General features: G+C 44.3%; 17 protein-coding genes. 10 read left to right on the forward strand and 7 right to left on the reverse strand.

All coding sequences use genetic code 11. From position 1 onward, the window contains the following. Positions 1-55 precede the first annotated feature (55 nt). Positions 56-1,954: a DEAD/DEAH box helicase gene (locus AACS00_RS10395; RefSeq protein ID WP_072670631.1), complete on the reverse strand. Its 1,899-nt coding sequence runs from the start codon at positions 1,952-1,954 to the stop codon at positions 56-58. Between the two features lie 589 nt (positions 1,955-2,543). On the opposite strand from AACS00_RS10395, the gene AACS00_RS10400 reads away from it, so the two are divergent. After that, positions 2,544-3,506: an OmpA family protein gene (locus tag AACS00_RS10400; RefSeq protein ID WP_110167356.1), complete on the forward strand. Its 963-nt coding sequence runs from the start codon at positions 2,544-2,546 to the stop codon at positions 3,504-3,506. A 279-nt stretch (positions 3,507-3,785) separates the two neighbouring features. After that, positions 3,786-5,789, forward strand: a complete 2,004-nt coding sequence (gene rnb / locus AACS00_RS10405) for an exoribonuclease II (RefSeq protein WP_110167357.1) — start codon at positions 3,786-3,788, stop codon at positions 5,787-5,789. 70 nt (positions 5,790-5,859) lie between these two features. Here the strand turns inward: rnb and AACS00_RS10410 are convergent, their stop codons facing one another. Then, positions 5,860-6,531 carry a MaoC family dehydratase gene (locus AACS00_RS10410; protein WP_110167358.1) on the reverse strand — a complete coding sequence of 224 codons (672 nt, stop codon included), beginning with the start codon at positions 6,529-6,531 and terminating at the stop codon, positions 5,860-5,862. Between the two features lie 189 nt (positions 6,532-6,720). Continuing rightward, positions 6,721-7,494: a helix-turn-helix domain-containing protein gene (locus AACS00_RS10415; protein ID WP_110167359.1), complete on the reverse strand. Its 774-nt coding sequence runs from the start codon at positions 7,492-7,494 to the stop codon at positions 6,721-6,723. A 339-nt stretch (positions 7,495-7,833) separates the two neighbouring features. Here AACS00_RS10415 and AACS00_RS10420 point away from each other — a divergent pair, with 339 nt between their 5' ends. The 8 genes from AACS00_RS10420 (at position 7,834) to AACS00_RS10455 (ending at position 19,115) form a co-directional block, all read left to right on the forward strand. Next, positions 7,834-8,688, forward strand: a complete 855-nt coding sequence (locus AACS00_RS10420) for a hypothetical protein (RefSeq protein ID WP_110167360.1) — start codon at positions 7,834-7,836, stop codon at positions 8,686-8,688. A 165-nt stretch (positions 8,689-8,853) separates the two neighbouring features. Then, positions 8,854-12,930, forward strand: coding sequence for a zinc-dependent metalloprotease (locus tag AACS00_RS10425; RefSeq protein WP_110167361.1), 4,077 nt, complete (start codon positions 8,854-8,856; stop codon positions 12,928-12,930). 199 nt (positions 12,931-13,129) lie between these two features. Continuing rightward, positions 13,130-14,782, forward strand: coding sequence for a peptide ABC transporter substrate-binding protein (locus AACS00_RS10430; RefSeq protein ID WP_110167504.1), 1,653 nt, complete (start codon positions 13,130-13,132; stop codon positions 14,780-14,782). A 4-nt stretch (positions 14,783-14,786) separates the two neighbouring features. Then, complete coding sequence (locus AACS00_RS10435; protein ID WP_110167503.1) at positions 14,787-15,752, forward strand: ABC transporter ATP-binding protein; 966 nt, start codon at positions 14,787-14,789, stop codon at positions 15,750-15,752. Next, positions 15,742-16,767: an ABC transporter ATP-binding protein gene (locus AACS00_RS10440; protein WP_110167502.1), complete on the forward strand. Its 1,026-nt coding sequence runs from the start codon at positions 15,742-15,744 to the stop codon at positions 16,765-16,767. The genes AACS00_RS10435 and AACS00_RS10440 overlap by 11 nt, the downstream gene beginning before the upstream one ends. Further along, positions 16,764-17,732 (forward strand): ABC transporter permease, encoded by a 969-nt coding sequence (locus AACS00_RS10445; RefSeq protein WP_110167362.1) that lies wholly within the window; start codon positions 16,764-16,766, stop codon positions 17,730-17,732. Before AACS00_RS10440 ends, AACS00_RS10445 begins: the two co-directional genes overlap by 4 nt. A gap of 17 nt (positions 17,733-17,749) precedes the next feature. Continuing rightward, positions 17,750-18,682: an ABC transporter permease gene (locus AACS00_RS10450; RefSeq protein ID WP_110167505.1), complete on the forward strand. Its 933-nt coding sequence runs from the start codon at positions 17,750-17,752 to the stop codon at positions 18,680-18,682. 220 nt (positions 18,683-18,902) lie between these two features. Then, entirely contained in the window at positions 18,903-19,115 is a 213-nt protein-coding gene (locus AACS00_RS10455) for a hypothetical protein (RefSeq protein WP_110167363.1), read from the forward strand. A gap of 186 nt (positions 19,116-19,301) precedes the next feature. Here the strand turns inward: AACS00_RS10455 and AACS00_RS10460 are convergent, their stop codons facing one another. The 4 genes from AACS00_RS10460 to ectA all read right to left on the reverse strand — a co-directional run bounded on the left by AACS00_RS10460 (position 19,302) and on the right by ectA (position 23,071). Next, entirely contained in the window at positions 19,302-20,732 is a 1,431-nt protein-coding gene (locus tag AACS00_RS10460; protein ID WP_072670640.1) for an aspartate kinase, read from the reverse strand. Positions 20,733-20,843: 111 nt separating this feature from the next. Then, on the reverse strand, positions 20,844-21,230 hold the full coding sequence (locus AACS00_RS10465; RefSeq protein ID WP_110167364.1) for an ectoine synthase: 387 nt from the start codon (positions 21,228-21,230) through the stop codon (positions 20,844-20,846). Between the two features lie 9 nt (positions 21,231-21,239). After that, positions 21,240-22,505 (reverse strand): diaminobutyrate--2-oxoglutarate transaminase, encoded by a 1,266-nt coding sequence (gene ectB / locus AACS00_RS10470; protein WP_110167365.1) that lies wholly within the window; start codon positions 22,503-22,505, stop codon positions 21,240-21,242. 11 nt (positions 22,506-22,516) lie between these two features. Next, positions 22,517-23,071 carry a diaminobutyrate acetyltransferase gene (gene ectA / locus AACS00_RS10475; RefSeq protein ID WP_172465337.1) on the reverse strand — a complete coding sequence of 185 codons (555 nt, stop codon included), beginning with the start codon at positions 23,069-23,071 and terminating at the stop codon, positions 22,517-22,519. Positions 23,072-23,260: the final 189 nt, after the last annotated feature.

Here is a 23,260-nt window from a genome sequence, read left to right on the forward strand (position 1 = left end):
GAAAGCAAATAAAGAAGCCCGTAGTATTTCACTACGGGCTTAATATCAGTAGTAATTAAGCTTCGCTAGGGCGACGGCTTGAAGTACTTGGGCGATCGCCGCGATAGCTGCTACGACCATCAGCGCCACGGTTACGGTCAAAACGGCGCTCACCTTCACGAGGAGGACGAGAATCGCTACGTGCTGGACGAGCACCATCACGAGCGCCACGATAGCCACCGCCATCACGATTACCTTCTGGACGACGACCACGTGACTCGCGGAAGTCATCAAAATCACAGACAACGGCACCCACTTCTTTCTGGCGAATGCGCAGTTTACGTAATTTACCGGTCACGTCGCTAGACATGCTTTTTGGTAACTGAACAAACGTATGGCCTTGAGCTAATTTAATCGCACCGATTGAGCCTTTGGTTAAACCAAGCTCATTAGCTAATGCGCCTACGATATCTTTAACTTGTACGCCTTGATCGCGGCCAACTTGTAATTGATAAGTATCCCAATCAACATGACGAGCGTTATCACGGCTACCAAATTCACGGCGGCCATCACGACTGTCGCTACGACCATCACCTGATTCACGACGATCACGACGACGAGATTTATCACGCTCAATCGCCGCTAGCATTGGATCTTCACCGGTATAAAACAGTGGACGTTTACCCTGCTGACGCTTAAGCAAAATTGCTGCTAGTGTCGTTGCGTCAACATCTAATGATGCTTGCAATTTCTCAACCAATTCAGCAAATTTTTCTAGTGCGGCATGATCTTTATCCGCTTCTAACTCAAGGCCTAGCTGAGCTAGACGTGATTCAGCCACTTTATCACGATGAGGTAGCTGGATCTCTTCCATAGAAGTACGTGTTACTCGTTCAATGGTACGCAGCATGCGAATTTGGTTGGTGCGAACCAACAAAATCGCTTTACCTTTACGTCCAGCACGACCAGTACGGCCAATACGGTGAATGTAAGATTCAACATCGAATGGAATATCATAGTTGAATACATGGTTGATACGCGGCACATCAAGACCACGAGCCACAACATCCGTTGCTACTAAAATATCAATCACACCTTGTTTGATATGATCAACCGTACGCTCACGCAACGATTGAGGAATATCACCGTGCAAAGCAGCGGCTTTAAAGCCACGCGCAATTAACCAATCGGCTAAACGCTCAGTATCTTGACGGGTACGAACGAACACGATAGAAGCGTCCGTTTCTTCAGTTTCAAGTAGACGAGCCATGGCTTCGTCTTTCTCTACACCTTTAACAACCCAATATTGCTGCTCAACTTTTGCCACAGTTTGGTTTGAACCCGCCACGTCAACACGTGCAGGATCACGTAAAAAGCGGTCAACAATGTCTTTAACAATCGGGGGCATCGTGGCAGAGAATAATACACGCTGAGCTGTTTCTGGCGATTGTTCCATGATCCATGTTACGTCATCAACAAAGCCCATTTTTAGCATTTCATCGGCTTCATCTAGTACGAAAGTATGGCATTCGTCTAAGTGCAGACGTTCACGTGTGATCAAGTCTTTAACACGGCCAGGGGTACCAACGATGATATGAGCGCCTGATTTTAAAGCACGCATTTGCTCAACGATAGAAGCTCCACCGTAAATCTCTAATACTTTCAAACCTTTAACATTTTTGCCAAGGGTTTTAATTTCCGCAGCAACTTGAATTGCTAGCTCACGAGTTGGCGCCATAACAATCGCTTGTGGCTTGTACTGAGCAAGATCAAGTTTATTAAGAAGCGGCAAAGAGAAGGCTGCCGTTTTACCGGTACCGGTTTGCGCTTTACCTAATGCATCACGACCTGCTAATAAAAGAGGAATGGCGGCAGCTTGAATTGGAGTTGGAGTAACAAAGCCCATTTCGTTTAGGGCAGAAAGGAGTGTGCTGTTTAGTGCTAAATCACTAAATTGAATAACGGTATCTTGCATGTGGATCCCACTAAAAGAATAAATAACTAAGGTCCCACGTGCTATACCATTTCCAACCAATCCTAAAAGAAGAGCTGATTCCGTTCAGATGCGGATGAGTCTCAAAAAGCATCAAGCCACTAGGGACATCTAAGGGAGGCGGATTATTCACTAAAAGCATAAAAAAAGCCAGAAAAAATTGAAATTCATCACATATTTTTTCCTAAAGATGACAAAAGATACAATCTGTATGAACTTAACTCACTCTTTGCAGAAACTTCATTCACATCCCCCCAGCTCCCCGTCAAAGTGACTCATCGGTGTCATCCAATCTATATGTCTAACAGTGCTAATCCGCTCGTTGATCTCACAACATGACCAACATGCTGAAACATCGAACCGAAAAACAAAGCGGATTTTTCCTACGCCTGCTGTCTCTTTCACTGATATCTAATCATGCATACTTGCCGAATAATGACTAGGACTTAGCGAAATGGTTGATCTAATTCCGCATAAAGCAGTGGCAACTCGTTATTGAACAGTGTTTTTTAACACATTTGTTAATAATTAAAGAAATAGAAGTAAGTCGTTATTATTTTAAGGATAAGTAATGAAAAAAAATCTGGTCTCTCTTTCCATCATCGCTGCATTAGCGATGACAGCCGCCAGCGTTAATGCCGAGACTCATTCTGATTCAGCGATCGATTCATCAGGCTGGTGGATTGGGGCAGCATCTGGCGTGACAACTGCAGATGGAAAATCCATCACCGGGCACAGAGATAAAGCCATCAGTCCTAAACTTGAATTAGGATACGATGTTAACCAATACTGGGGAGTTTATACTGGTTATGACTATGTGCATCGCTTAGGTGTTGATAAGCTACATATCGGATCTTTGGGATTCAAAGGTCAATATGAGTTCATGGATAACCTCTCTGTTTTTGGTAAATTAGGCGCTTCTTATATTTACTCTGATGACAACACATCCAATATAAAAACAGATACATTTACTGGTTCGGTAGGCATTGGTCTTGAGTATCAACTTACTAATGCAATTTCAACAAAAGTAGGTTACGACTACTATGACCATGTACAAGTAAAAGAAGGCCGTAAACCGCATCTACACCAGATTTACTGGGGAATGGCGTATAAATTTGGCCAACCAGCAACACCAAGAGTAGTCACTGAGCAGGTGGAAGTGATTCAAGAGCGAGTCATTGAAGTCCCAGTTAAAGTTGAAGTTGCTAAGCCAGCTCGTACTGATTTCCTACTGCCTTTTGCTTTAGGTAAATCAACGCTCGAAGATCTCTCTTACTTCTATCTTGGTGAAGTTGTTGATGTGATGCGAGCTAATCCAGCGTTGGTTGCTCATCTAATCGGCCGTACAGATAGCACTGGTTCTGATGCGATCAATAACAAGATTTCAGCGCAACGTGCTCAAGCGGTTTCTCAATATCTTCAATCTCAAGGCATTGATGCAAGAAGAATTAACGTATCATCGGTCGCAGACTCTCGTCCTTTAACTCAAGGCAGTGCTGATATCGAGCGTTCAGTACAAATCATTCTTAAATAAAAGATCCCAATACCCTCTCTTCGGAGAGGGTATTATCCGCTTTAACATCATACTGCAGTGTATCCCCAGCATTAATTCCTATCTTCTAGACGATAAGCCATCTACTGCAAACGAAAGAGTGCGCTATACTTTTAGCGTATTGCCAAGTACCATGTAGATCATGACAGATTGATCAATATCCCCCGCGAGTAAGCCACCTATTTAACATTCTCAGAATCGCTTTTAGGCAGTGACAGGGAACCCAATCGCACTTTAAGAATTAAAGGGTTACAATTAAACATGTTTCAAGACAATCCACTTCTTGCTCAACTTAAACAACAAATTCAAGAAAACTTACCCAAAAAAGAAGGCCAGATCAAATCGACCGAAAAAGGCTTTGGTTTCCTTGAAATAGATAGCAAAAACAGTGTCTTTATCCCACCACCCTATATGAAAAAATGTCTGCATGGTGATAAAGTCATAGCGATTATTCGTACCGAAAATGATCGTGAAGTCGCTGAACCACAAGAATTGTTAGAGCCATCGTTAACACGTTTTATTGGTCGTATAAAAATTCATAAAGGCAAAATAAACGTTGCCCCTGATCATCCTCAACTGAAAAAACTCCCGCTGCGAGCTAAAACCCGAAAAGGCATTAATCCACAAGATGTACAAGAAGGTGATTGGGTAGTAGCCACATTAATCGGTCATCCACTCAAAGGCGATACTGGTTTTTTGGTTGAAATCACTCAAAAAATTACCGATGCTGAGGATAAAATTGCCCCATGGTGGGTCACCTTAGCAGAAAATGATTTACCCAACTGTGAACCTCCCGGTGTGGAGCATTGGTCACTGAACGATGATTCTGCTTTGCAGCGTATCGATTTAACCCATGTACCGTTTGTAACTATCGATGGCAAATCGACCAAAGATATGGACGATGCATTATACGCGATTCAGCGCCAAGATGGCGGATTTGATGTCACGATAGCGATTGCCGATCCCACTGCGTATATAACCGCTAATGACAGTATGGATAACGCCGCACGCGAGCGTGGATTTACTATCTATCTTCCTGGGCGCAATATTCCTATGTTACCGCGTGAATTAGCGGATAATCTTTGCTCACTGATCGAGAATGAAACTCGTCCAGCTCTGTGCTGTACCTTAACAGTCGATAAAGATGGCGTAATTAATAGTGAGAGTATTCGTTTTTTTGCAGCTTATATCCGATCACAAGCACGTCTTATCTATGATGAGGTATCAGACTGGTTAGAAACCGGTGAATCTCAATGGCAACCAAGCTCTGAAATTGCGCAAGTGGTTCAGGATTTGTATGCCTTTTCTCAAGCTCGCGCCCAATGGCGTGAAACTCATGCCGTAGTTTTCCCAGAAAGGCCAGATTATCGCTTTGAACTCAGCGAAGATAACGATGTTATCGCTATTCACGCCGATAAGCGCCGTAGCGCGAATCGCCTCGTTGAAGAAGCGATGATCACAGCCAATATTTGTGCAGGTAAAATACTGCAATCGTCTTTTTCAACTGGCGTATTTAACACTCATGCTGGGTTTAAAAATGATAAAATTACTGATGTTATTGCGCTTATCAAAGAACACGGTGCTGAGTTTGATGAAGCTTCACTAACCAGTCTAGAAGGATTTTCTGCCTTACGACGCTGGTTGGTCAGCCAACCGACTTCTTATCTGGATAATCGTCTGCGTAAATGGCAAACCTACAGCGAGATTGGCAATCAACCTTTACCTCATTTCGCAATGGGGCTGGATATCTATGCGACATGGACATCACCAATCCGTAAGTATGGTGATATGGTTAATCATCGTCTGTTAAAAGCTCATATTCTCGGTACAGATCCCGAGCAATGGCCTGATGAGCAATTGGGTGAAGAGCTAGCTATACATCGTAAACATCATAAAATAGCCGAGCGAAATGTTGCCGACTGGCTCTATACACGTACTCTTGCCGAAGAGCCGAGCAAACAGACCCGCTTTACTGCTGAAATTTTTGATATTAACCGAGCGGGTATGCGAGTTCGTTTACTCGAAAATGGCGCAAGTGCTTTCATTCCGGCCACACTCATTGTCGACAATAAAGAGCGAATCGTTTGTCATAGTGAGCAAGGAATCTTAGCGATTGATGATAAGCCAATCTATCGATTGGGTGACACATTAGAAGTCGTCTTAACCGAGGTTAATCAAGACAATCGCAGTATTGTTGCGAAACCAACCCAAACCTTTGCTGGGCTAGCAACGTCGGCCGATAATATCGACGCCGAGTCAGTCTAAAACCAAATCGGTATAAAAACTAAGGGGAAGCATCGGCTTCCCCCTTTTTATCACTGTCATATAGGTAGAATTAAAAGTGCAGTTGAATGACCGAAACCACCACGCATGCGGGGCGACGGACGCCTTCTATTTCTACTTTAATTTCACGTTCAATCTCTAAGCCTTTTTTCACTGGCGTGACTTTGAGTAACGTACTGACAGCGCGAAGACGATTCCCTGCTTTGACTGGATAAGGGAATCGTACTGAATTTAAACCAATATTAACGACCATTTTCGCCGTCGGAAAAAGCGGTTGATTGGCATCAACGCTATCGGTCAATTTTGGTAATAGGGATAAGGTTAAAAAGCCATGAGCAATCGTCGTTTTAAATGGAGACTCTACGGCAGCTCGCTCTGGATCGGTATGAATCCACTGCTGATCCTCCGTCACGTCGGCAAATTGATTAATGCGCTGCTGATCGACGGCTAACCACTGCCCAGTATGAATAACTTCACCTAACTTATCCGTCAACTCATGATAAAGCGCTTGAGCTTCTGGCTTTAAAACAATTTCGGCTGGCAAGCGGGTATCTTCATTCGCTGGCTGATGAAATTCTTTCACCCACGAAAAAAGCTGACGACTGTTCGCTCTATCTAAAAAACCATCCCAGTACTCACGTACCACTGGCGACATCCATTGCTTAAATTCCGTAGTCTTGACTAAATTTTCAGCACGATGCTTTAAAAGATCGCTTACTTTCATCAGAACCTCATTCCTAACAAAGAAACACTGCTAATTTGTTAATTTTGAGACACTTCACACTAATCCGCAAACACTTTCGAGCGTACAACTGTATGCTATAGAGGATTTATCATTAATAAACAAATGGTTACCAATAAAACATTATTTTATTAGCAACCTTAACTTAGAGTAAATACTTCATCTTCATACCTATTTGCCAATCCGCTCAGAGAGAATTTTCAAAAAGGTTGGCTCTATCTCTTTTATCCCTTCCGATAACCAAAAACCGTTTCCTTCAGTGACCGCAAATAAAAGATTTTTCCGCAGCGCTTCACTGTTTTTCAGTTTGTTATTTTGAAAATGAAACTGTTGTATCTTCTCATACAACAGATCCGCTAACTGTTTCGTTTGCTCATTTGTTAACGTCACTCGACATAAACCAAGCTGAGGTATATGGCAGTTAGCAAAGACATCCTGCTTTAACTTGCTCGTAAACAGTTGATCAAGTTTTGAGCCCTCATGGAATGAGTAGTAAGGCGGAGTCAGATAATTGATCCCCGAGTTGTGCGGCTTAATCTCAATCAGCCCCATCACCTCTAGTGCCCGCAAATAGACATAAACAGTTTGATCGGAAAGCTGGTTTTCCTGCTTCACCTGTTCAACAGGTTTGCCCTTTACTCGAATTTCGTTAAAGAAGTCATAAAGAAAAGGATATTCAAAGAAAAGCTCATCTCGCTTTTCACCACTTAAATCTAAACTATCACTATGAATTTCACCCGCCAAGCGAACCAGCTCTTCAAGGTTAGTGTCTAGGATCGATGCGTATTCAAGTAGTTTATCGAGACTGATTGATTGACTATGAAAATGGCGTTTCAGTGTTGATACCGGAACGTTAATTCTCTCCGACAACTCACTGTAAGTGACATTTTTTTCTTTTAATTTTTGGCGTAATGCTTGCAGTAATAAATTGGCACAGAAACTCATACAACATCCTTGCTTATGTGGTGCGACCTTGGCACCTACTTATTCTTATCGGCTGATCCGACCTGTCAGCAGTTGAGCACAATAGCTTATTTATATTCTGCTGTTCAATAGCTCAGTAGATGAAACTTTACGGTATCAATAAATAACACCCCACAAATCACTCCCAAAAATAGATTGCTTGAATTAAGTCAGTTGAGTTACAAGCATGTTAAACAAATATAACAGTCACATGCATCTCTATCACTAAGGAATGGTTTAGCTCACATTGATGAGTAGAAACTGGTGAAACATACATGATGAACTGCCATACAACACACATTGCAACATGGAAGTTAATACATGCAAATCTACTCTTTATCACGGATAGTGATGCTATCGTCATTGCTGATGATCAGTCATCAAGCCGTTGCCAACACTCAACCTTTTGTTTACCCACAAGAGTTAGAATCGGAATCTGAGCAAAGCGCTGATTTTGTACCCATCTATGCAGCCAGTTTAACTTTTGGCTATGATTCAAATATTTACAACAAAAATGATTACCGTTCAGAACGTAAGCTATGGTGGAACAGTACACTCAGCCATACCTTTGCTCCTCATTATTCAATTTCGCTTTCAACTGGTGCTTATCGCCCATTACAGCAAGAGCGCGGTGATTTTTTTACCGACACGGCTATCGCTTTACACCGACAATCTCAATTTACTTTTGGCGAAACGGGACGCATTGGCTGGCAAGCTCAATTCACCCTGCCAACATCAGAGTTTTCACGCAAAGACAAACTGACGACCGCCCTAAGGTTATCAACCCCTATCCAGTGGCAAGCGGTCAATATAGATTGGCAATTGACGCCTCGCTTACGCAAAAATTTCCACCGCTATGAAACCGTGGGCGAGCGTTCGCTAACCGAATGGATTTACGGTTTTCACTTTCTTGGCAGTTACCAGTGGCGCGATTTTACTTTCAGCAGTTCAGTGCTGGGAGGCAATACCATTAGCTACGCTGGTACGCGACGTAACTCATTCGATTACGCAGGTGATGTCAATCTCAGTTACCGCGTAAACCAACATGTGGCCTTTAATGTCGGAGCCTCAAACTCCGGTGTTTATTACGATGCCGCACAGGGTACCTTGGGGAACATCGATCTTTTTGATGCAGATAGAGTGATTTACTCCGCCAGTATCAGTTTGAACTATTAACAAACACCACTCGATTTATAACAAACCATCACACATTTATTGCTTTCATCGGCATCACCCATCATGGGTCATTATTATCCGTTCAATAATGACTCATTGTCTGTGCTTGACGAATCGGTGGATGTGTACGAGTAAATAAACACAACAAACATAGGTAGCAATACGATGAGAAAACTCTTGTTAGCATCGTCGATTACCGTCATTTTGGCGGGATGCGGCGCAGATAAACAATCTTATGACACGCTTCCCCGTGATATCAAAGAAATCGCGGTAAAAGATCTTAAAACAGAAGGTCGCTGGTTTTACGTTCCGACCACGGGTGCCGCTCCGCGCTTTGCGATTAATCAGTTTCCTTTTTTACAAGGCATGGGCCGCTATGCAGAAGTCTGTTTTAGTGAGCGTGGTTTAGAAGTTCGCAACTACGATAGCAACTATCCAGATGCGACTCTCCCTAAAGATGCTAATGGTTATTGTATACCACAACCAAGCAACGCCGTGGGCAGTGATAGACAAACGAATTTCTCACACATTTTAACCATACCGGGTGATTTCGCCGCTTATCGTTGTCAAGAAGATCGCTATGGTGATTGTGTTAATAAAGAAGAAGCAAACAAAGACGCCAACCTCCCTTTTCGTGCTAACACACATTTTACCCCTAAGCCTGAAGATCTATTGATTGCAGAGCTGAACTGGGAAGACTTTTATGGCATTCGTGAAGGTATTTCTGAGATAGGCAAAGCAGAACTGATTTCTTGGAAGTTTGATCCTAAAGCTGGCGTACTCAATTTTGAAATTGAGCGTACATTCAAAATTGATGAAGATAAGCGTAGCTCGTACATCAAATGGGAAAACCGCGCAGGGCTGCGTGATGCCATTCAAGACGGTGCGTTTAAATCTCGTTTTCATTACTCTTTAGTTCATGAAAGCCAATTAGCTTCCACGGATTATCAGCCGATTCCCTACCCTGTAAAAGATGAAAATGACATCGGTTTTTTTACCACGTCATCGAAAGTTCTAGATCCTATTACCAACCGCTATGATAGAACGGTGACCTATCTCAATCGTTTCAATCCCAACCAACCGATTGAGTACTATTTAAGTGATAGTTTCTTTGAGCCAAAAAACAAACTGTTCTTGGACTCAACATTAGAAACCATCGATCTTATGAATCGTACCCTTAGGATCATTGAACCTGATTCAGGAAAGCCACCCATCACGATTGTCAATCGTAACCAACCAATGAATATTCATCCCGGTGATCTTCGCTACAATGTAATTAATCTTATCGATGAGCCGCTGGCCAATGGATTGCTCGGTTATGGTCCATCCGTCAGCCACCCTTTGACTGGTGAGATTTTAAAAGCTCATGTTAACCAATACTCAGGAGTTGCTCGGGCAGGAGTACCTTTCTATTGGGATAATTTAGTGCGGTTTTACAATCGTGGCCAAATTGAACGCAGCTTATCGGATAGTGAATCGATAACCACGGCTCACGCACAAAGCAGTCAAGCCCTATCTCAAGATATTGCCGCTCGCTTAGCGCAGCAGAATGTATTGCGATTAATGGAACAAGTTGAGCGCGTGGATACTACCCAGTTTCAGGTACCGTTATTAGGCGCTGATCATGCCCTAAATCAAAGACCGTCTGCGAGCCTTCCTGAATCAATCTTTCGTAAGTTTGATGATGACATGAGCCTAGAGGAGCTACTGCATGCCGAAGAACGCCGTTTAGCCACTTGGTCTGAAAACAATATTTATCCTGTCGAAGCCACTTGGGTTTCCTCAACCTCTAAAACTCTATTGGATAACTTGCCGTTAACCGATGCAGGTTTTTTTGACACCATCACTAACGCACAAGGGGAACAAGTTAAACAATTAAAACGCTGGTCTGCTCTTCCTAGCGGATTGAAACAACAAGCGGCAGATGCGATTACGGTTGCAACTTATGCCTCAACGCTGGTGCATGAGCTAGGGCATAACCTTGGGTTGCGTCATAACTTTAAAGGCTCAAATGACAAGGCGAACTTCTATACTCAACAAGAAGCGAAAGCCATTGGTCTCAATAATATTCCCGCTTATAGTTCAATCATGGATTACGCACCAAGCATGCTCGATCAACTACCCACTTGGGGTAAATATGATCTTGCCGCCCTTAAGTTTGCCTACGGCCGTAAAATTGACATCACAGCGCCAGCAAATTCAGTGCATGCTCAGTCTGATGCAGAGAATCCCTTTATTTTGAGTGCGAGAAATCCAAATAACCCCAGTTTACTCGATTGCCAACCTCGTGGTCAGCTCAACGATGGGCAAGTACGGTATAGTTGTGACTTATCGACGTTTGATGCGATTGCTTATAATGCTCATCAATCGCCTTATCGCAACGCCCTGTATGAGCAAGTGCGCTATGGCGCAATAAACTATCTCGCCCAAATTAAACAACAACATAATTTGTCAGAGTTAGCGCAGATCAATTATCAGTTCTGTACTGATGGTAATGTCTCTCTCAATAGCGATTGTAACCGCTTTGATGAAGGAACGAATTTAACCGAAATCGTCACCTATTCATGGCAACGTCATTTAGACAGCTATGATGCTCGTAATATTGGTATTCATGGTATTTCTGGTTTATTCAATAGTGATTATCCAAGCTACGTTTTACGTCGCTTTAGAGAAATGAATGAAATTCGTGATATCTTAGAAGATCATGAGCGCATCGATTATCGTTATCGTTCACTAGGTATCGCTCCTGCTGGTGCAAAGCCTGGGGATTTTCTCAGTAGCTTAACCAGTAATCCCGAGTACTGTCGTGGTCAAGACACGGATTTTTGGTTCTGCGATTTAGGTAATGCGTCAAAGCTCGCGGCACAGTTCTTTTTAGACGTCTTAGCGACTCCAGAACATCAATGTGTTTTACAAAATGGTAATCAATATCGAGTTGAATCATTAGGGCATATGCTCAATGGCTACTCATTCAAGATACCTGCCACTTACAATATTGGTGATGCATCTTGCTTTGACTCGGTAAGCTCTGAAATCATTAACGATTTTGCTCGTGGATTTACACCCGTAGCAGAGACGGTTAATGGTCGATTCATTAACTCCGTCAAAGGCTTTGACCCCGATTTTCCATGGTCAAATGCAGTCTCAGTGTTAGGGATATGGCCTGATAAATTGCTCGCCAGTAATTTACTTGCCCGTCGCTATTCACTACGCCAAACCGATGAAGTGAGCTATGCTAACTTGCTCGATCTACCTGGTGTTAAAGCGCAATTTGATAATATTATGGCTAACCTCATCGCTAAAGAAGCGCTCAATACTCCGATTGCTTTGCGCGATAAAGATGGCAATGCTTACACACTCCCTATCAATAGTGGGGTCACCGTCAATCTGCATAAAACCGAATTATTGGAATCTTTACCACCATTACCTCGTGGAATCATGGGTAGCTTCAATATTTCTAAGAACTCTCGAAATAACTTAGCCAACTTGATCTTACAACAAGCCGTTGAGCAGATGCAGTCGAATGATTTTGAAGTGCGCAGTCGTGGTATCGCCCAATACGACAGCTGGACTAAACAGCAAGATCGTTCCGGCACTATCGCTGGTGAAACCATACCGTTTGATCTCTATGGCCAACGTTATGTCGCCAGCAAAGCCAACACCATGGCTTATCAATACGCCAGTGCTCTACAGGCAAACGAGGGTTATCAGTTAACCACCAAACTGCAAAACTATTCTAATGCCGAGTTACGCGCAAAAACCACGCAAATTGAAACGGCTTGGAATGGTATCTTGGAAACGATTATTCCCGCCTTTCATAGTCCGATCAAAGCACTTAACCCTGAGTTAATACAACGCTTTGTGGAGCTTAAGATAGATGAAGGCGATGATGAAGTTGAAAGATTTATTGCTTTTATCAATGCATTAGCGATGGAAGATAACACACCTCTGCTTAAGAAAGAGAATCTCTACCAAAACCGTGATAATCCGTTAACGTTTAGCCTCCCAGAGCTCTATAACATCTTCTGGCGTAGTCGTGCCCTGTTTGCATCCGATTTTCAAGAGCAGTACTTCACTGCCGTTGACAATGTCGCTCAAGGCTATGCCAATGAATCAGTGGATCAACAGTTTTTCTGGACAGCCGATCTCTCGTTAATTAACGCTTACGCCAATGGTGAATTTGAGCGAGTTGCCGGCCAGTATTATCAGATTCTTGATAGTTTACCGATTTCAAATCGCTAATAGATAACCAATGATGTCTGATAAAGAATTGTATTGATCCTCATTATCAGAAAAACACTTTCCCAGCTCACTTTTTGAGCTGGGACTTATTAAATCTAGACACAGATTCAATCATTCTCTTGGCATTAATGCCTTTTATTGAATGAAAGAAACAAATATGCAACATTACCCATTGATTATTACACATGGAGCCGTGATGATGAAAAAAACACTCTTAGCAGTCGCTTTAAGCAGCAGTTTGCTTAGTGCGACAAGCATTGCCAATGATCTTTCATTGGGCATTACTCAATTCCCAAGTAACTTACATCCTGTGATTGATTCAATGACAGCCAATTCGCTGATTATGGGGACCGCCTTTCGTGATATGGTCGCTTACAACCATGATTGGCAAAGTTTCTGTATGTTATGTACAGAAACCCCTTCTTTGGATAATGGACGTGCGGAAAAATACACCAGAGAAGATGGTACACTCGGTATCAAACTCACCGTTGAGCTCAAAGACGATTTATATTGGGGAGATGGTACACCCATCACCACCAAAGATGTACTTCTGTCTCATGCCGTTCTGACCGATCCTAATGTCAAAGGCATTCCCGGTTTAGAAAGTAACCGAATCATGGAGAAAGTGGTGGCTTTGGATGACAAGACCTTCGAGGTCTATCTTAATAAAGCGCACTTTAAGTACCGTGATTATGTTCCGTCTGTACTCCCTGCGCACCTAGAAGAAGCGATCTATCGCGAAGATCCAACGACGTATGATCGCCGAACGCTGTACGTTACCCAGCCCACTCATCCTGGTTTATACAATGGACCCTTTCGCATCACGCAAATTTCACAAGGTAGCTTTATCACCTTAGAGCGTAACTCGCATTGGAAAGATCAAGCGCCGGATTTTAATCGCCTGATCTTTAAAGTCGTCGAAAACACGGCAGCGCTTGAGGCGCATTTGTTATCAGGCTCTGTCGACTACGTTCCGGGTGAGCTGGGCTTTTCGATTGAACAAGCCTTACAATTTGAGAAGCGTCACGCGAATCGCTTTACGGTCGAATACGCGCCAGGATTACTCTACGAACATCTTGATACTCAAATGGATAATCCGCATCTCGCCATTCGTGAAGTACGCCAAGCGCTGATGTACGGCATGAACCGAGAAGAGTTGGTCAATCGTCTATTTGAAGGACGTCAACCCGTTGCTCACAGTAACGTTCATCCACTCGATGTCACTTTCTTTGATGGGGTACATCAATACCAATACGATCCGGTCAAAGCTCGCCAATTGCTTGAAAAAGCCGGCTACACGCTGCGCAACAATGTCATGGTTGATAAAGAAGGTCGTCCACTCCAGTTAGAATTAATGACTACCGCCGGTAACCGCTCTCGTGAGTTGGTTCAGCAAGTATTGCAATCACAATGGCGACAAATTGGCGTACGCGTACAAATTAATAACCAACCCGCTCGCGTCTTCTTTGGTGAAACGCTTAATCAACGTAAACATCAAGCACTCGCAATGTTTGCTTGGGCTTCTGCACCTGAAAGCCCGCCATTAACTACGCTTCATTCAGCGCAGATCCCATCGGCACAAAATAGTTGGGCTGGACAAAACTACATCGGTTACAACAACCCTGATATGGATGTGTTACTCGAAAAAATTGAAGTGGAGCTCGATGATGAGGCTCGTCATCAACTGTTCCACAAAATGCAGTCACTTTACGCTGAAGACTTACCGGCGTTACCTCTTTACTTCCGATCTGATAGTTATGTGATGCCAAAGTGGCTAAAAGGCGTGCGCCCAACGGGTCATAAATACCCCTCTACCTTATGGGTAGAAGAATGGCGTAAAGATGGGGCATAAACCAATGAGCGAAGTATTATTAGATGTAAACCAATTGCGGGTGACCTTCCATGGTCACCCAGCCGTGCATGATATTAGTTATCGTATCCATGCTGGTGAGATTGTTGGAATTGTCGGTGAGTCTGGCTGTGGCAAAAGTCTAGCGTCTTTAACCTTAATGGGGTTGCAACCATCGATTATGCAAGCCTCTGGTTCGGTCACGTTTGCCGGACAAAATATCCTGACCAATACCGCTGAGCAATGGCAAAAACTACGCGGTGAAGGCATCGCGATGATCTTTCAAGAGCCAATGACCGCCTTAAATCCGGTGGTCACGGTTGGCGATCAAATTGCAGAAATGTTTCTTCTTCATCAAGGAGACAACAAAGCACAAGCGCGACAAAAAGCGATTGAAATGCTGGAACAAGTGCATATCCCCGATCCACTGCGTCGCGCCAAAGCTTATCCACATGAGCTGTCTGGTGGCATGCGCCAGCGGGTAATGATAGCCATGGCGCTCGCCTGTCGGCCTAAACTGATCATTGCTGATGAACCAACCACCGCCCTTGATGTTACCGTACAAGCGCAGGTTTTAGACTTGCTTGAAGAGCTGCGAGAAACCACCGGCACCGCCATTCAATTTATTAGCCACAATTTAGGTGTCGTCTCACAACTTGCCGATCGCGTCGTCGTGATGTACGCCGGTCGGGTGGTAGAAGAAGGAACCTCTGATCAATTGTTTAGCGATCCACAGCATCCTTACACCCAAGGACTACTCGCTACCCTACCGCGGATTGGCCACCGTCAAGCTCGTTTACCCGCGATTGCTGGGAGTGTGCCCCCGCTTGGGCAACGCAGTCTCGGCTGCCCATTTGTCGATCGTTGTCAGCAAGCAAAACCACTCTGCCACCAGCAGATGCCGGCAACACTCTCCCTTTCAAACTCGCACAGCGTTGCGTGCCATCAAGTGGAGTTTGCCCATGCTAGTTAAACTCGATAATGTCAGCCAAGCGTACCCAATTGGCGACAGTGATTTTTTTGGACGCCATCAGCAATATCTTCACGCGGTGGATGATATTTCACTGCAGATTAGCAAAGGCGAAACCTTAGCGATTGTCGGCGAGTCTGGCTGTGGCAAATCCACCTTAGGTCGAATGGTCTCACTGCTTGAAAAACCAAGTAGAGGCGAGGTGTACATCACTGGCCAACCGACCGCTAACTTAAGCAAAAAAGCCATGAAAGCGCTGCGTAAGCAACTTGGGCTGGTCTTTCAAGACCCTTATTCGGCGCTTAACCCTCGCATGACCGTCTCACAACTGGTCTCTGAGCCATTAGAAGTCTATGGTATGGGTAATCGTGAGCAGCAACGCGCTAAAGTATTAGAGGCATTATACTCGGTTGGCTTAAGTGAAGATGCACTCAACCGTTATCCTCATGAGTTTTCGGGCGGACAACGTCAACGGATCTGTATCGCTCGCGCATTGGTATTGGATCCAGAGCTGATCATTGCGGATGAGCCATTATCCGCGCTGGATGTCTCGGTACAAAGCCAAGTGCTCAACTTATTTGTTGAGTTAAAAGAAACTCGCCAACTGTCGTTCTTTTTTATCAGTCACGATATGGCGGTCGTCGATCATCTGGCGGATACAGTTGTGGTGATGTATTTAGGGCGTATTGTCGAACAAGCGCCGCGCGAAGCTTTCTTTTCTGCCCCTGCTCATCCTTACAGCCAAGCCCTACTTGCTGCCGTACCCGAGGTCGCTCTGGGGCGCAGACGTAAAGGCTTAGCGCTACAGGGGGATGTGCCGAGTCCGATTAATCCGCCATCCGGATGCACCTTTCATCCGCGTTGTGCTTTTGCTGATGAGGTATGCCGTCAGAAGAAACCCGCGATGCAAACCCTCGCGCACGCCAAACATCAAGTCGCTTGTCACTATCCGCAATTAGTGACCCATTCTGATGTGGTAAAAAATGACGCTCATATTGCTGTTATGGAGGTTTCATGAAAACCTATTTAGCTAATCGTTTTATTCAAAGCCTATTGGTTTTGCTGTTTGTTTCCTTCGTTTCTTACAGTCTTATTGGCCTGATGCCGGGCGACCCGATTGATTTGATGTTTGAATCCGATCCGACCATGACACCTGCCGATGTGGCAAGAATGAAAGCGTTATACGGATTGGATCAACCGCTCATCACTCGTTACTGGCACTGGCTAACTTCCGCTTTGCAAGGAGATTTCGGTTATTCAAGACTCTATTCGCAACCAGCGATCGATGTCTTGATCCCAGCGGTGATCAATACCTTAAAATTAGTCGGCTTCGCGACTTTCTTCTCTTTAGCGATTGCTATTCCCGTCGGTATTATTGCCGCGTTAAAACACCGTAGCTGGGCGGATTATTTAATTAGCTTTGCTGCGTTTGTCGGCTTTTCTACCCCTGCATTTTGGCTAGCCTTAATGCTTATTTTACTCTTCTCTGTCACCTTGGGCTGGTTTCCGGCTGGCGGAACGGGACAAGCTGAAGGGGGTGGGTTTTGGTTAACCGCTAAACATATGGTACTCCCGACGATCACGTTAACCGTGTTAAACGTTGCTAGCCACTCACGTTACGTACGTGGCACCATGCTGGAAGTGATGCGCCAAGATTATATTCGTACCGCTAAAGCTAAAGGGGCAGATAATAAACGGGTGGTGATTCATCATGCCCTACGTAATGCGATGATCCCACTCGTCACTATCGTTGCCCTTGATATTGGCTTTATGCTCTCTGGAGCGTTAATTACCGAAACGATTTTTGCTTGGCCGGGAATGGGAAAACTGATTTTTGATGCCATTATGGGGAATGATTACAATCTGGCGTTGCTCGGCTTAATGGTGATTACCTTTACCGCATTATTGGGTAACTTAGTGGCCGATTTACTGTACGCAAAATTGGATCCGCGTATTTCTCTAAGCCGAGGAGCGACATCATGAGTCAAGGAACAACGACGATGAGTTCGAATGTTGTGCTTCATGAGCAGCCAAAAGCTCAGCCTAGTGTTTCACCTTGGCGTTTAGTCTGGAACCGATTTAAACGCCATAAAGCGGGTGTAGTCAGTGCCATTTTTGTTGTACTGCTGGTGATCCTGTGTTTCTCTGCCTCTTTGATTGCGCGTTGGATCGGACATGACCCGTTTGACGTCAATTTCTTTGCTCGTTTAGAACCAGCGAGCAGTACCCATTGGTTAGGAACCGATGAGCTGGGCCGTGATGTTTTTTTACGTCTCTTATATGGTGGACAAATCTCATTAATGGTTGGCGCAGTGGCGGCATTTGCCACAGCGATTATCGGTAGCTTGATTGGTGTTTGTGCCGGATATTTTGGTGGAAAAATCGATGCTATTTTAATGCGCATTGCCGATTTCACCCTCTCACTGCCTACCTTACCATTGATGATTGTACTTGCCGCCGTGGACTTACGTAAGTTAGGTCTACCCGATGAATGGGTGCAAGGCGATACCATTAGCCTGTTACGGATCATTGTGATTGTCGCTCTCTTCGGTTGGCCGACTACTGCACGCTTGGTGCGTTCTGGCACCTTATCAGTTCGTGAACGTGAATATGTCAAAGCCGCGGTCGGTTATGGCGCTTCTTCCGCTCGCATCATCCGTAAACACGTATTGCCGAATGTGCTATCACCGGTGATCATTTCGACCACCATGGCCTTAGGTGGCGTCATCTTGCTTGAGAGTGCTTTATCTTTCCTTGGCTTAGGTATTCAGCCGCCCCTGCCTTCATGGGGTAATATGTTGCAAAATGCCCAAGAAATGATTTGGCAATCCCCAGGGCTGGCGATTTATCCTGGAGTGGCTATCTTATTCACCGTCATGGCGTTTAACTTTCTGGGCGATGCGCTACAAGATGCGTTAGATCCTAAAGCTTAAACCCTCATACTTTATTAAGATCATTCACGCCGCCCTGTATTCGAGGGCGGCTTTTTTTTTCAGTCATGTTAATCTTAAGACGGCTTGATACAAAACCAATGATAGTGAGAAAAAACAAGCACACTATTTTTCCTTATCCCGCTTGAAGTCCGTATTTTTTGCCTTATTTATATGGGTAAGCCACCTACATTGACTGTTAAACGTATTAACGGGGGTAACGATGAATACCTTGCCCAATATCCATTTACAAATCTCGGAAACTGCTTCGGGAGCAGCAAGTCCAAATTGGCCTGCGGTGATGGCTTTTCCTCAACGCAGCCAAGATACTCTTTTTTTACCGCCGCCAAAACGGGTGGTTATTTTAATACCCGAACTGTGGTTATGGCTGGACATCATGAAACTCGCCAACCTTTGGAAACCGACGATTCATTAATCGTCCAAATTGACGAACCGCTACCTCAATGCGCGATCAACAATCAAGCTTGATTGTTCAACCCAACGGTTAAGGGACAGAGAGATTGATTGAACAACACCGCAATAAAATACGAAACCGCTACAAGGTCATCAGCTCTGTAGCGGTCGAATGGTAGCAGTTGAATGGCTAAAGTTCGCGGACGGCCTAAGCCGCTTTAACTTTGTCGTCCGTTTTCACACTGGTATTTTGGCTAATTAGGGCTTGGTGTAAAGCGCAAATTGCACTGTTATAATCACCATCTTCCACCACAAATTGCACATTAACATTGCGCATCGATGAGTGAGCAGCCATCGGGTTGACCCCCGCTTCCATTAAAGACTGCATGCCTTTACCGAGCGCGAGGTTAGTATTAATCGACGCTCCAATCGCCGAGATTAACGCAACCATTTTTCCTGAAATCGACGCATTCGGATAACGCTTCTCTGCTTTATACAGGACATGATTCAAGTTATCGCTCGTGCCACTCAAGAAGTAAGTCATTGAATTTGCGTTCATTTCTTTACCAACTAAATGGACTTTCGCTTCAGCAATGATTTCCATCAGTTCATAGCTGGCATTATCAACATTACCCACCATGCTTTGATCAAACATATGTAAGGCGAACACTTTGTTGCGCCCAGCAATGATCTCGACTTTATTGGCTTCCGGTTGATGATGATTTGAAATCAGCGTACCAGGATGATCCGGCTCAAAGGTATTTTTGACTCGAAGTTCAATGCCTTTTTTACGTAATCCAGCCGCAGCGTTAGGATGAATCGCTTCCATACCCAAATTAGCCAACTGATCGGCCACATCAAAATTCGTCAGTCCCAGCGGGCGAACTTTCTCCGGCCCGACGACTCTAGGGTCTGCGGAGCTAAGATGATATTCTTTATGAATGATCGCTTGAGAGGCGTCGGTTAAGACAGCTATTCGGCTAAAAGTCATTTCGCTGTAACCGCGATCGTAACTCTTCATCAAGCCTTGATCGCAATAAGCGTAACCGGTAACAATGGGTAACTCTCGCGTCACATCAATATCCGCAAAGGCACGCTCAATCACCTCATCCAACTGGCCACGCGTTTGTTCACTCCAACCCGATAAATCGACAAACCGAGCATTAATGCCCAACGTTTTCAATTTAAGCGTGGTGTTATAAGCGCTGTGCGCTTCGCCAATAGAAGAGAGGAACTCTCTAATTTGTGGTAAATAATGACGCAGTGAAAACTGACCATATTGGCAGGTTTCTAAAATGTTGTTGACGCAATTGACCGCTTCAGAGAGACGAGAGCGAATAAACTTATCGGCGCGAATTCGACTCATGGGATCGGCAAACAGATTTTCGTTGATCATCAACATCCGTTGTTCAAGCTCGTATATCGCGTCTTGCCAGTGTTCATCACGCTTAGCAATCATTTGATAAATACCCGGTTTCCCGGTGCGTTTACACTCTAAAAGTGCATCGGTCATCCCTGAATAAGCCGATACCACAAACACTCGTCCATACGGGTTAGTCGGCTTTAAAAAAATATTGTCCAGTACAGCATCAAACGCCGACATGGAAGTACCACCGATTTTTTCTACGGTGTAAGACATAAGGTCTCCTTGTATTGAATATCGGTTAGGTTAGGTTAGGTTAGGTGAGTAAGCAGCGTAATAGACTTTGATTCGTTCAACATCCATTTACACTGCTTATGGTCAGTAGATTCACTCAACGATGGGATAAACACCATCTTTATCATGAACTTCCGCTCCCGTTATCGGAGGATTGAATACGCATGCCATCACCATATCGGCCTCTTTATGGGCTCGTAGATAATGCTCATCATGCTTATCCAAAATATACAGAGTACCCGGTTTAATGGGATAAGTTTCACCGCCAACAACTTCTATCTCTCCTTCACCAGACATGCAATACACCGATTCCAGATGATTTTTGTAGTGTATGTGGGTCTCGGTATTTTGATAAATCGTCGTGATGTGAAACGAGAATCCCATATTATCGTCTTTGAGCAACATGCGTACACTTTCCCACGTTTCGGCGACGACGCGACGTTCACTTTGTTGGCATTCTTGTAATGTTCTAACAATCATGATCTTTCCTTAGGATGCTTTTTGAATAAACTGCGGAGCGACGTTTTCCACCGCTTGCTGGAAAATCGTTAAGCCTTGCTCCAGTTCATTTTCACTGATCGTCAAGGGGCAGAAAAACTTCACCACTTCGTCTTGTGGCCCTGCGGTTTCAATCACCATGCCTAAACGAAAACACTCACGAGCGATCGTGTTAGAAATCTCACCATCTTGACATTCAATACCTTGCATCAATCCACGCCCTTTCAAACGCGTAAATAAGCTTGGAAAACGGCGGATGGTCTGCTGAATCGTATGGGTGACTTGTTCAGCTCGGGCTTTAATGTGCTGTTGAAAATCATCATTAGCCCAATAGGTTTGTAATGCTTTCGCCGCCGTCACAAAGGCGTGATTATTACCACGGAAGGTACCGTTATGCTCGCCGGGCTTCCAAACATCTAACTCTGGTTTAAACAGCACAACGGCGAGCGGTAAACCATAACCACCAATCGATTTTGATAACGTCACAATATCGGGTTTGATCCCAGCTGGTTCAAAGCTAAAGAAGCTTCCCGTACGTCCACAACCCGCCTGAATGTCATCGACAATCATCAGTACACCGTGCGCTCGACAAATTTTACTCAGCTTTTGTAACCAAGGATAAGAGGCTGCGTTTAATCCCCCTTCACCTTGTACGGTTTCCAATAGCACAGCGGCAGGTTTATCCAAACCAGAAGAAGGATCGCCAAGCATAGTCTCAAACAACGCTAAGCCATCGATATCGGCATAACCGTCGTAAGGGATACGAGTCACCCCTGATAGCCCCATACCAGCACCACCACGATGATGTTGATTCCCTGTGGCGGCTAAAGCGCCATAAGTACAGCCATGAAAGCCATTAGTGAAAGCCACAATATTGGTCCGGCCGGTTACTTTACGCGCCAGTTTCATCGCTGCCTCAACGGCATTCGTCCCCGTTGGTCCGGTAAACTGCACTTTGTAATCAAGCTGTCGCGGATCAAAAATGTAGGTTTGTAGCGCATGTAAAAAATCAGCTTTCGCTTCTGAGTGCATATCCAAACCGTGGGTAATACCGTCTTTATCAATGTAATCAAGCAATGCCTGTTTAAAAATGGCGTTATTATGGCCGTAATTTAACGAGCCTGCGCCCGCTAAGAAATCTAAGTAGGCATCACCATCTTGGGTATACAGCCAGCTTCCTTTTGCTGTAGAGAACACAACAGGAAAATTATTGGCATAAGATTGAACGTTTGATTCTTTCTTTTTGAAGATATCCATAACGATGGGATTTATCCTTTTTGGTTGGTGGGAAGAGAGAGCGGGATACGATACAAGTATTCCGTGTCATGCTCGCCATCAAAGTGGCGAGTCTCATCGAGAAAAGTAGACACTTCACCGCGTTCGCCATGTGCTCGATCCAGCTTTTTAAATAATTTCCAAGAGCCTTGATTATCACGAGTAATGGTCGTTTCTAACACTCTGATATCGCTCAATTCATCACGAGTCAGCAGCTCATTCAGCATATGGAAAGCCAGACCCATACCTCGCGCAGTGGGACTCACTGCGACTTGCCAAATGAATAACTCATTCGGCTTATCCGGCTTGCGATAGGCTGAAATAAAACCGACCAATTCCTGATCACGCTCAGCAATCACACAAGTGTTTTGAAAGTGGGTAGATTGTAAGAAGTTACAGTAAGCAGAGTTTTCATCCAGCGGAGCACACTGTGCTATCAGATCATGAACTCGCTTACCATCCGTTCGGTGTGGAACCCGAAAAGTCCACTCATCCTGAGTGTTTTGCATAATTTCTGGGTATGCAACCCAAGGCGATGCTGTCATCATAGCTTGATACATATTATCCATTAGAACTCTAAACAAGTTTCTTTTCTAAACTAACAGTCTCAGCGACTTTTTCAAGCTTAAATTTTACCAAAAAAGCATAACCACCCCTTAATGCAATGATAAATATACATAAAAAATAAGAATAAAACTAAGACCATCAAAACAAAAAGATTAGATGTGTAACAATAA

Origin of the sequence: Vibrio sp. 11986-1-5 (assembly GCF_963878025.1) — a bacterium.
Taxonomy (GTDB): domain Bacteria; phylum Pseudomonadota; class Gammaproteobacteria; order Enterobacterales; family Vibrionaceae; genus Vibrio; species Vibrio injensis.

Excerpts from the sequence above, each read along its gene's own strand:
- AACS00_RS10395 (WP_072670631.1), bottom strand. The coding sequence starts at position 1,954 with ATGCAAGATACCGTTATTCAATTTAGTGATTTAGCACTAAACAGCACA.
- AACS00_RS10400 (WP_110167356.1), top strand. The coding sequence starts at position 2,544 with ATGAAAAAAAATCTGGTCTCTCTTTCCATCATCGCTGCATTAGCGATG.
- rnb (WP_110167357.1), top strand. The coding sequence starts at position 3,786 with ATGTTTCAAGACAATCCACTTCTTGCTCAACTTAAACAACAAATTCAA.
- AACS00_RS10410 (WP_110167358.1), bottom strand. The coding sequence starts at position 6,531 with ATGAAAGTAAGCGATCTTTTAAAGCATCGTGCTGAAAATTTAGTCAAG.
- AACS00_RS10415 (WP_110167359.1), bottom strand. The coding sequence starts at position 7,494 with ATGAGTTTCTGTGCCAATTTATTACTGCAAGCATTACGCCAAAAATTA.
- AACS00_RS10420 (WP_110167360.1), top strand. The coding sequence starts at position 7,834 with ATGCAAATCTACTCTTTATCACGGATAGTGATGCTATCGTCATTGCTG.
- AACS00_RS10425 (WP_110167361.1), top strand. The coding sequence starts at position 8,854 with ATGAGAAAACTCTTGTTAGCATCGTCGATTACCGTCATTTTGGCGGGA.
- AACS00_RS10430 (WP_110167504.1), top strand. The coding sequence starts at position 13,130 with ATGAAAAAAACACTCTTAGCAGTCGCTTTAAGCAGCAGTTTGCTTAGT.
- AACS00_RS10435 (WP_110167503.1), top strand. The coding sequence starts at position 14,787 with ATGAGCGAAGTATTATTAGATGTAAACCAATTGCGGGTGACCTTCCAT.
- AACS00_RS10440 (WP_110167502.1), top strand. The coding sequence starts at position 15,742 with ATGCTAGTTAAACTCGATAATGTCAGCCAAGCGTACCCAATTGGCGAC.
- AACS00_RS10445 (WP_110167362.1), top strand. The coding sequence starts at position 16,764 with ATGAAAACCTATTTAGCTAATCGTTTTATTCAAAGCCTATTGGTTTTG.
- AACS00_RS10450 (WP_110167505.1), top strand. The coding sequence starts at position 17,750 with ATGAGTTCGAATGTTGTGCTTCATGAGCAGCCAAAAGCTCAGCCTAGT.
- AACS00_RS10455 (WP_110167363.1), top strand. The coding sequence starts at position 18,903 with ATGAATACCTTGCCCAATATCCATTTACAAATCTCGGAAACTGCTTCG.
- AACS00_RS10460 (WP_072670640.1), bottom strand. The coding sequence starts at position 20,732 with ATGTCTTACACCGTAGAAAAAATCGGTGGTACTTCCATGTCGGCGTTT.
- AACS00_RS10465 (WP_110167364.1), bottom strand. The coding sequence starts at position 21,230 with ATGATTGTTAGAACATTACAAGAATGCCAACAAAGTGAACGTCGCGTC.
- ectB (WP_110167365.1), bottom strand. The coding sequence starts at position 22,505 with ATGGATATCTTCAAAAAGAAAGAATCAAACGTTCAATCTTATGCCAAT.
- ectA (WP_172465337.1), bottom strand. The coding sequence starts at position 23,071 with ATGATGACAGCATCGCCTTGGGTTGCATACCCAGAAATTATGCAAAAC.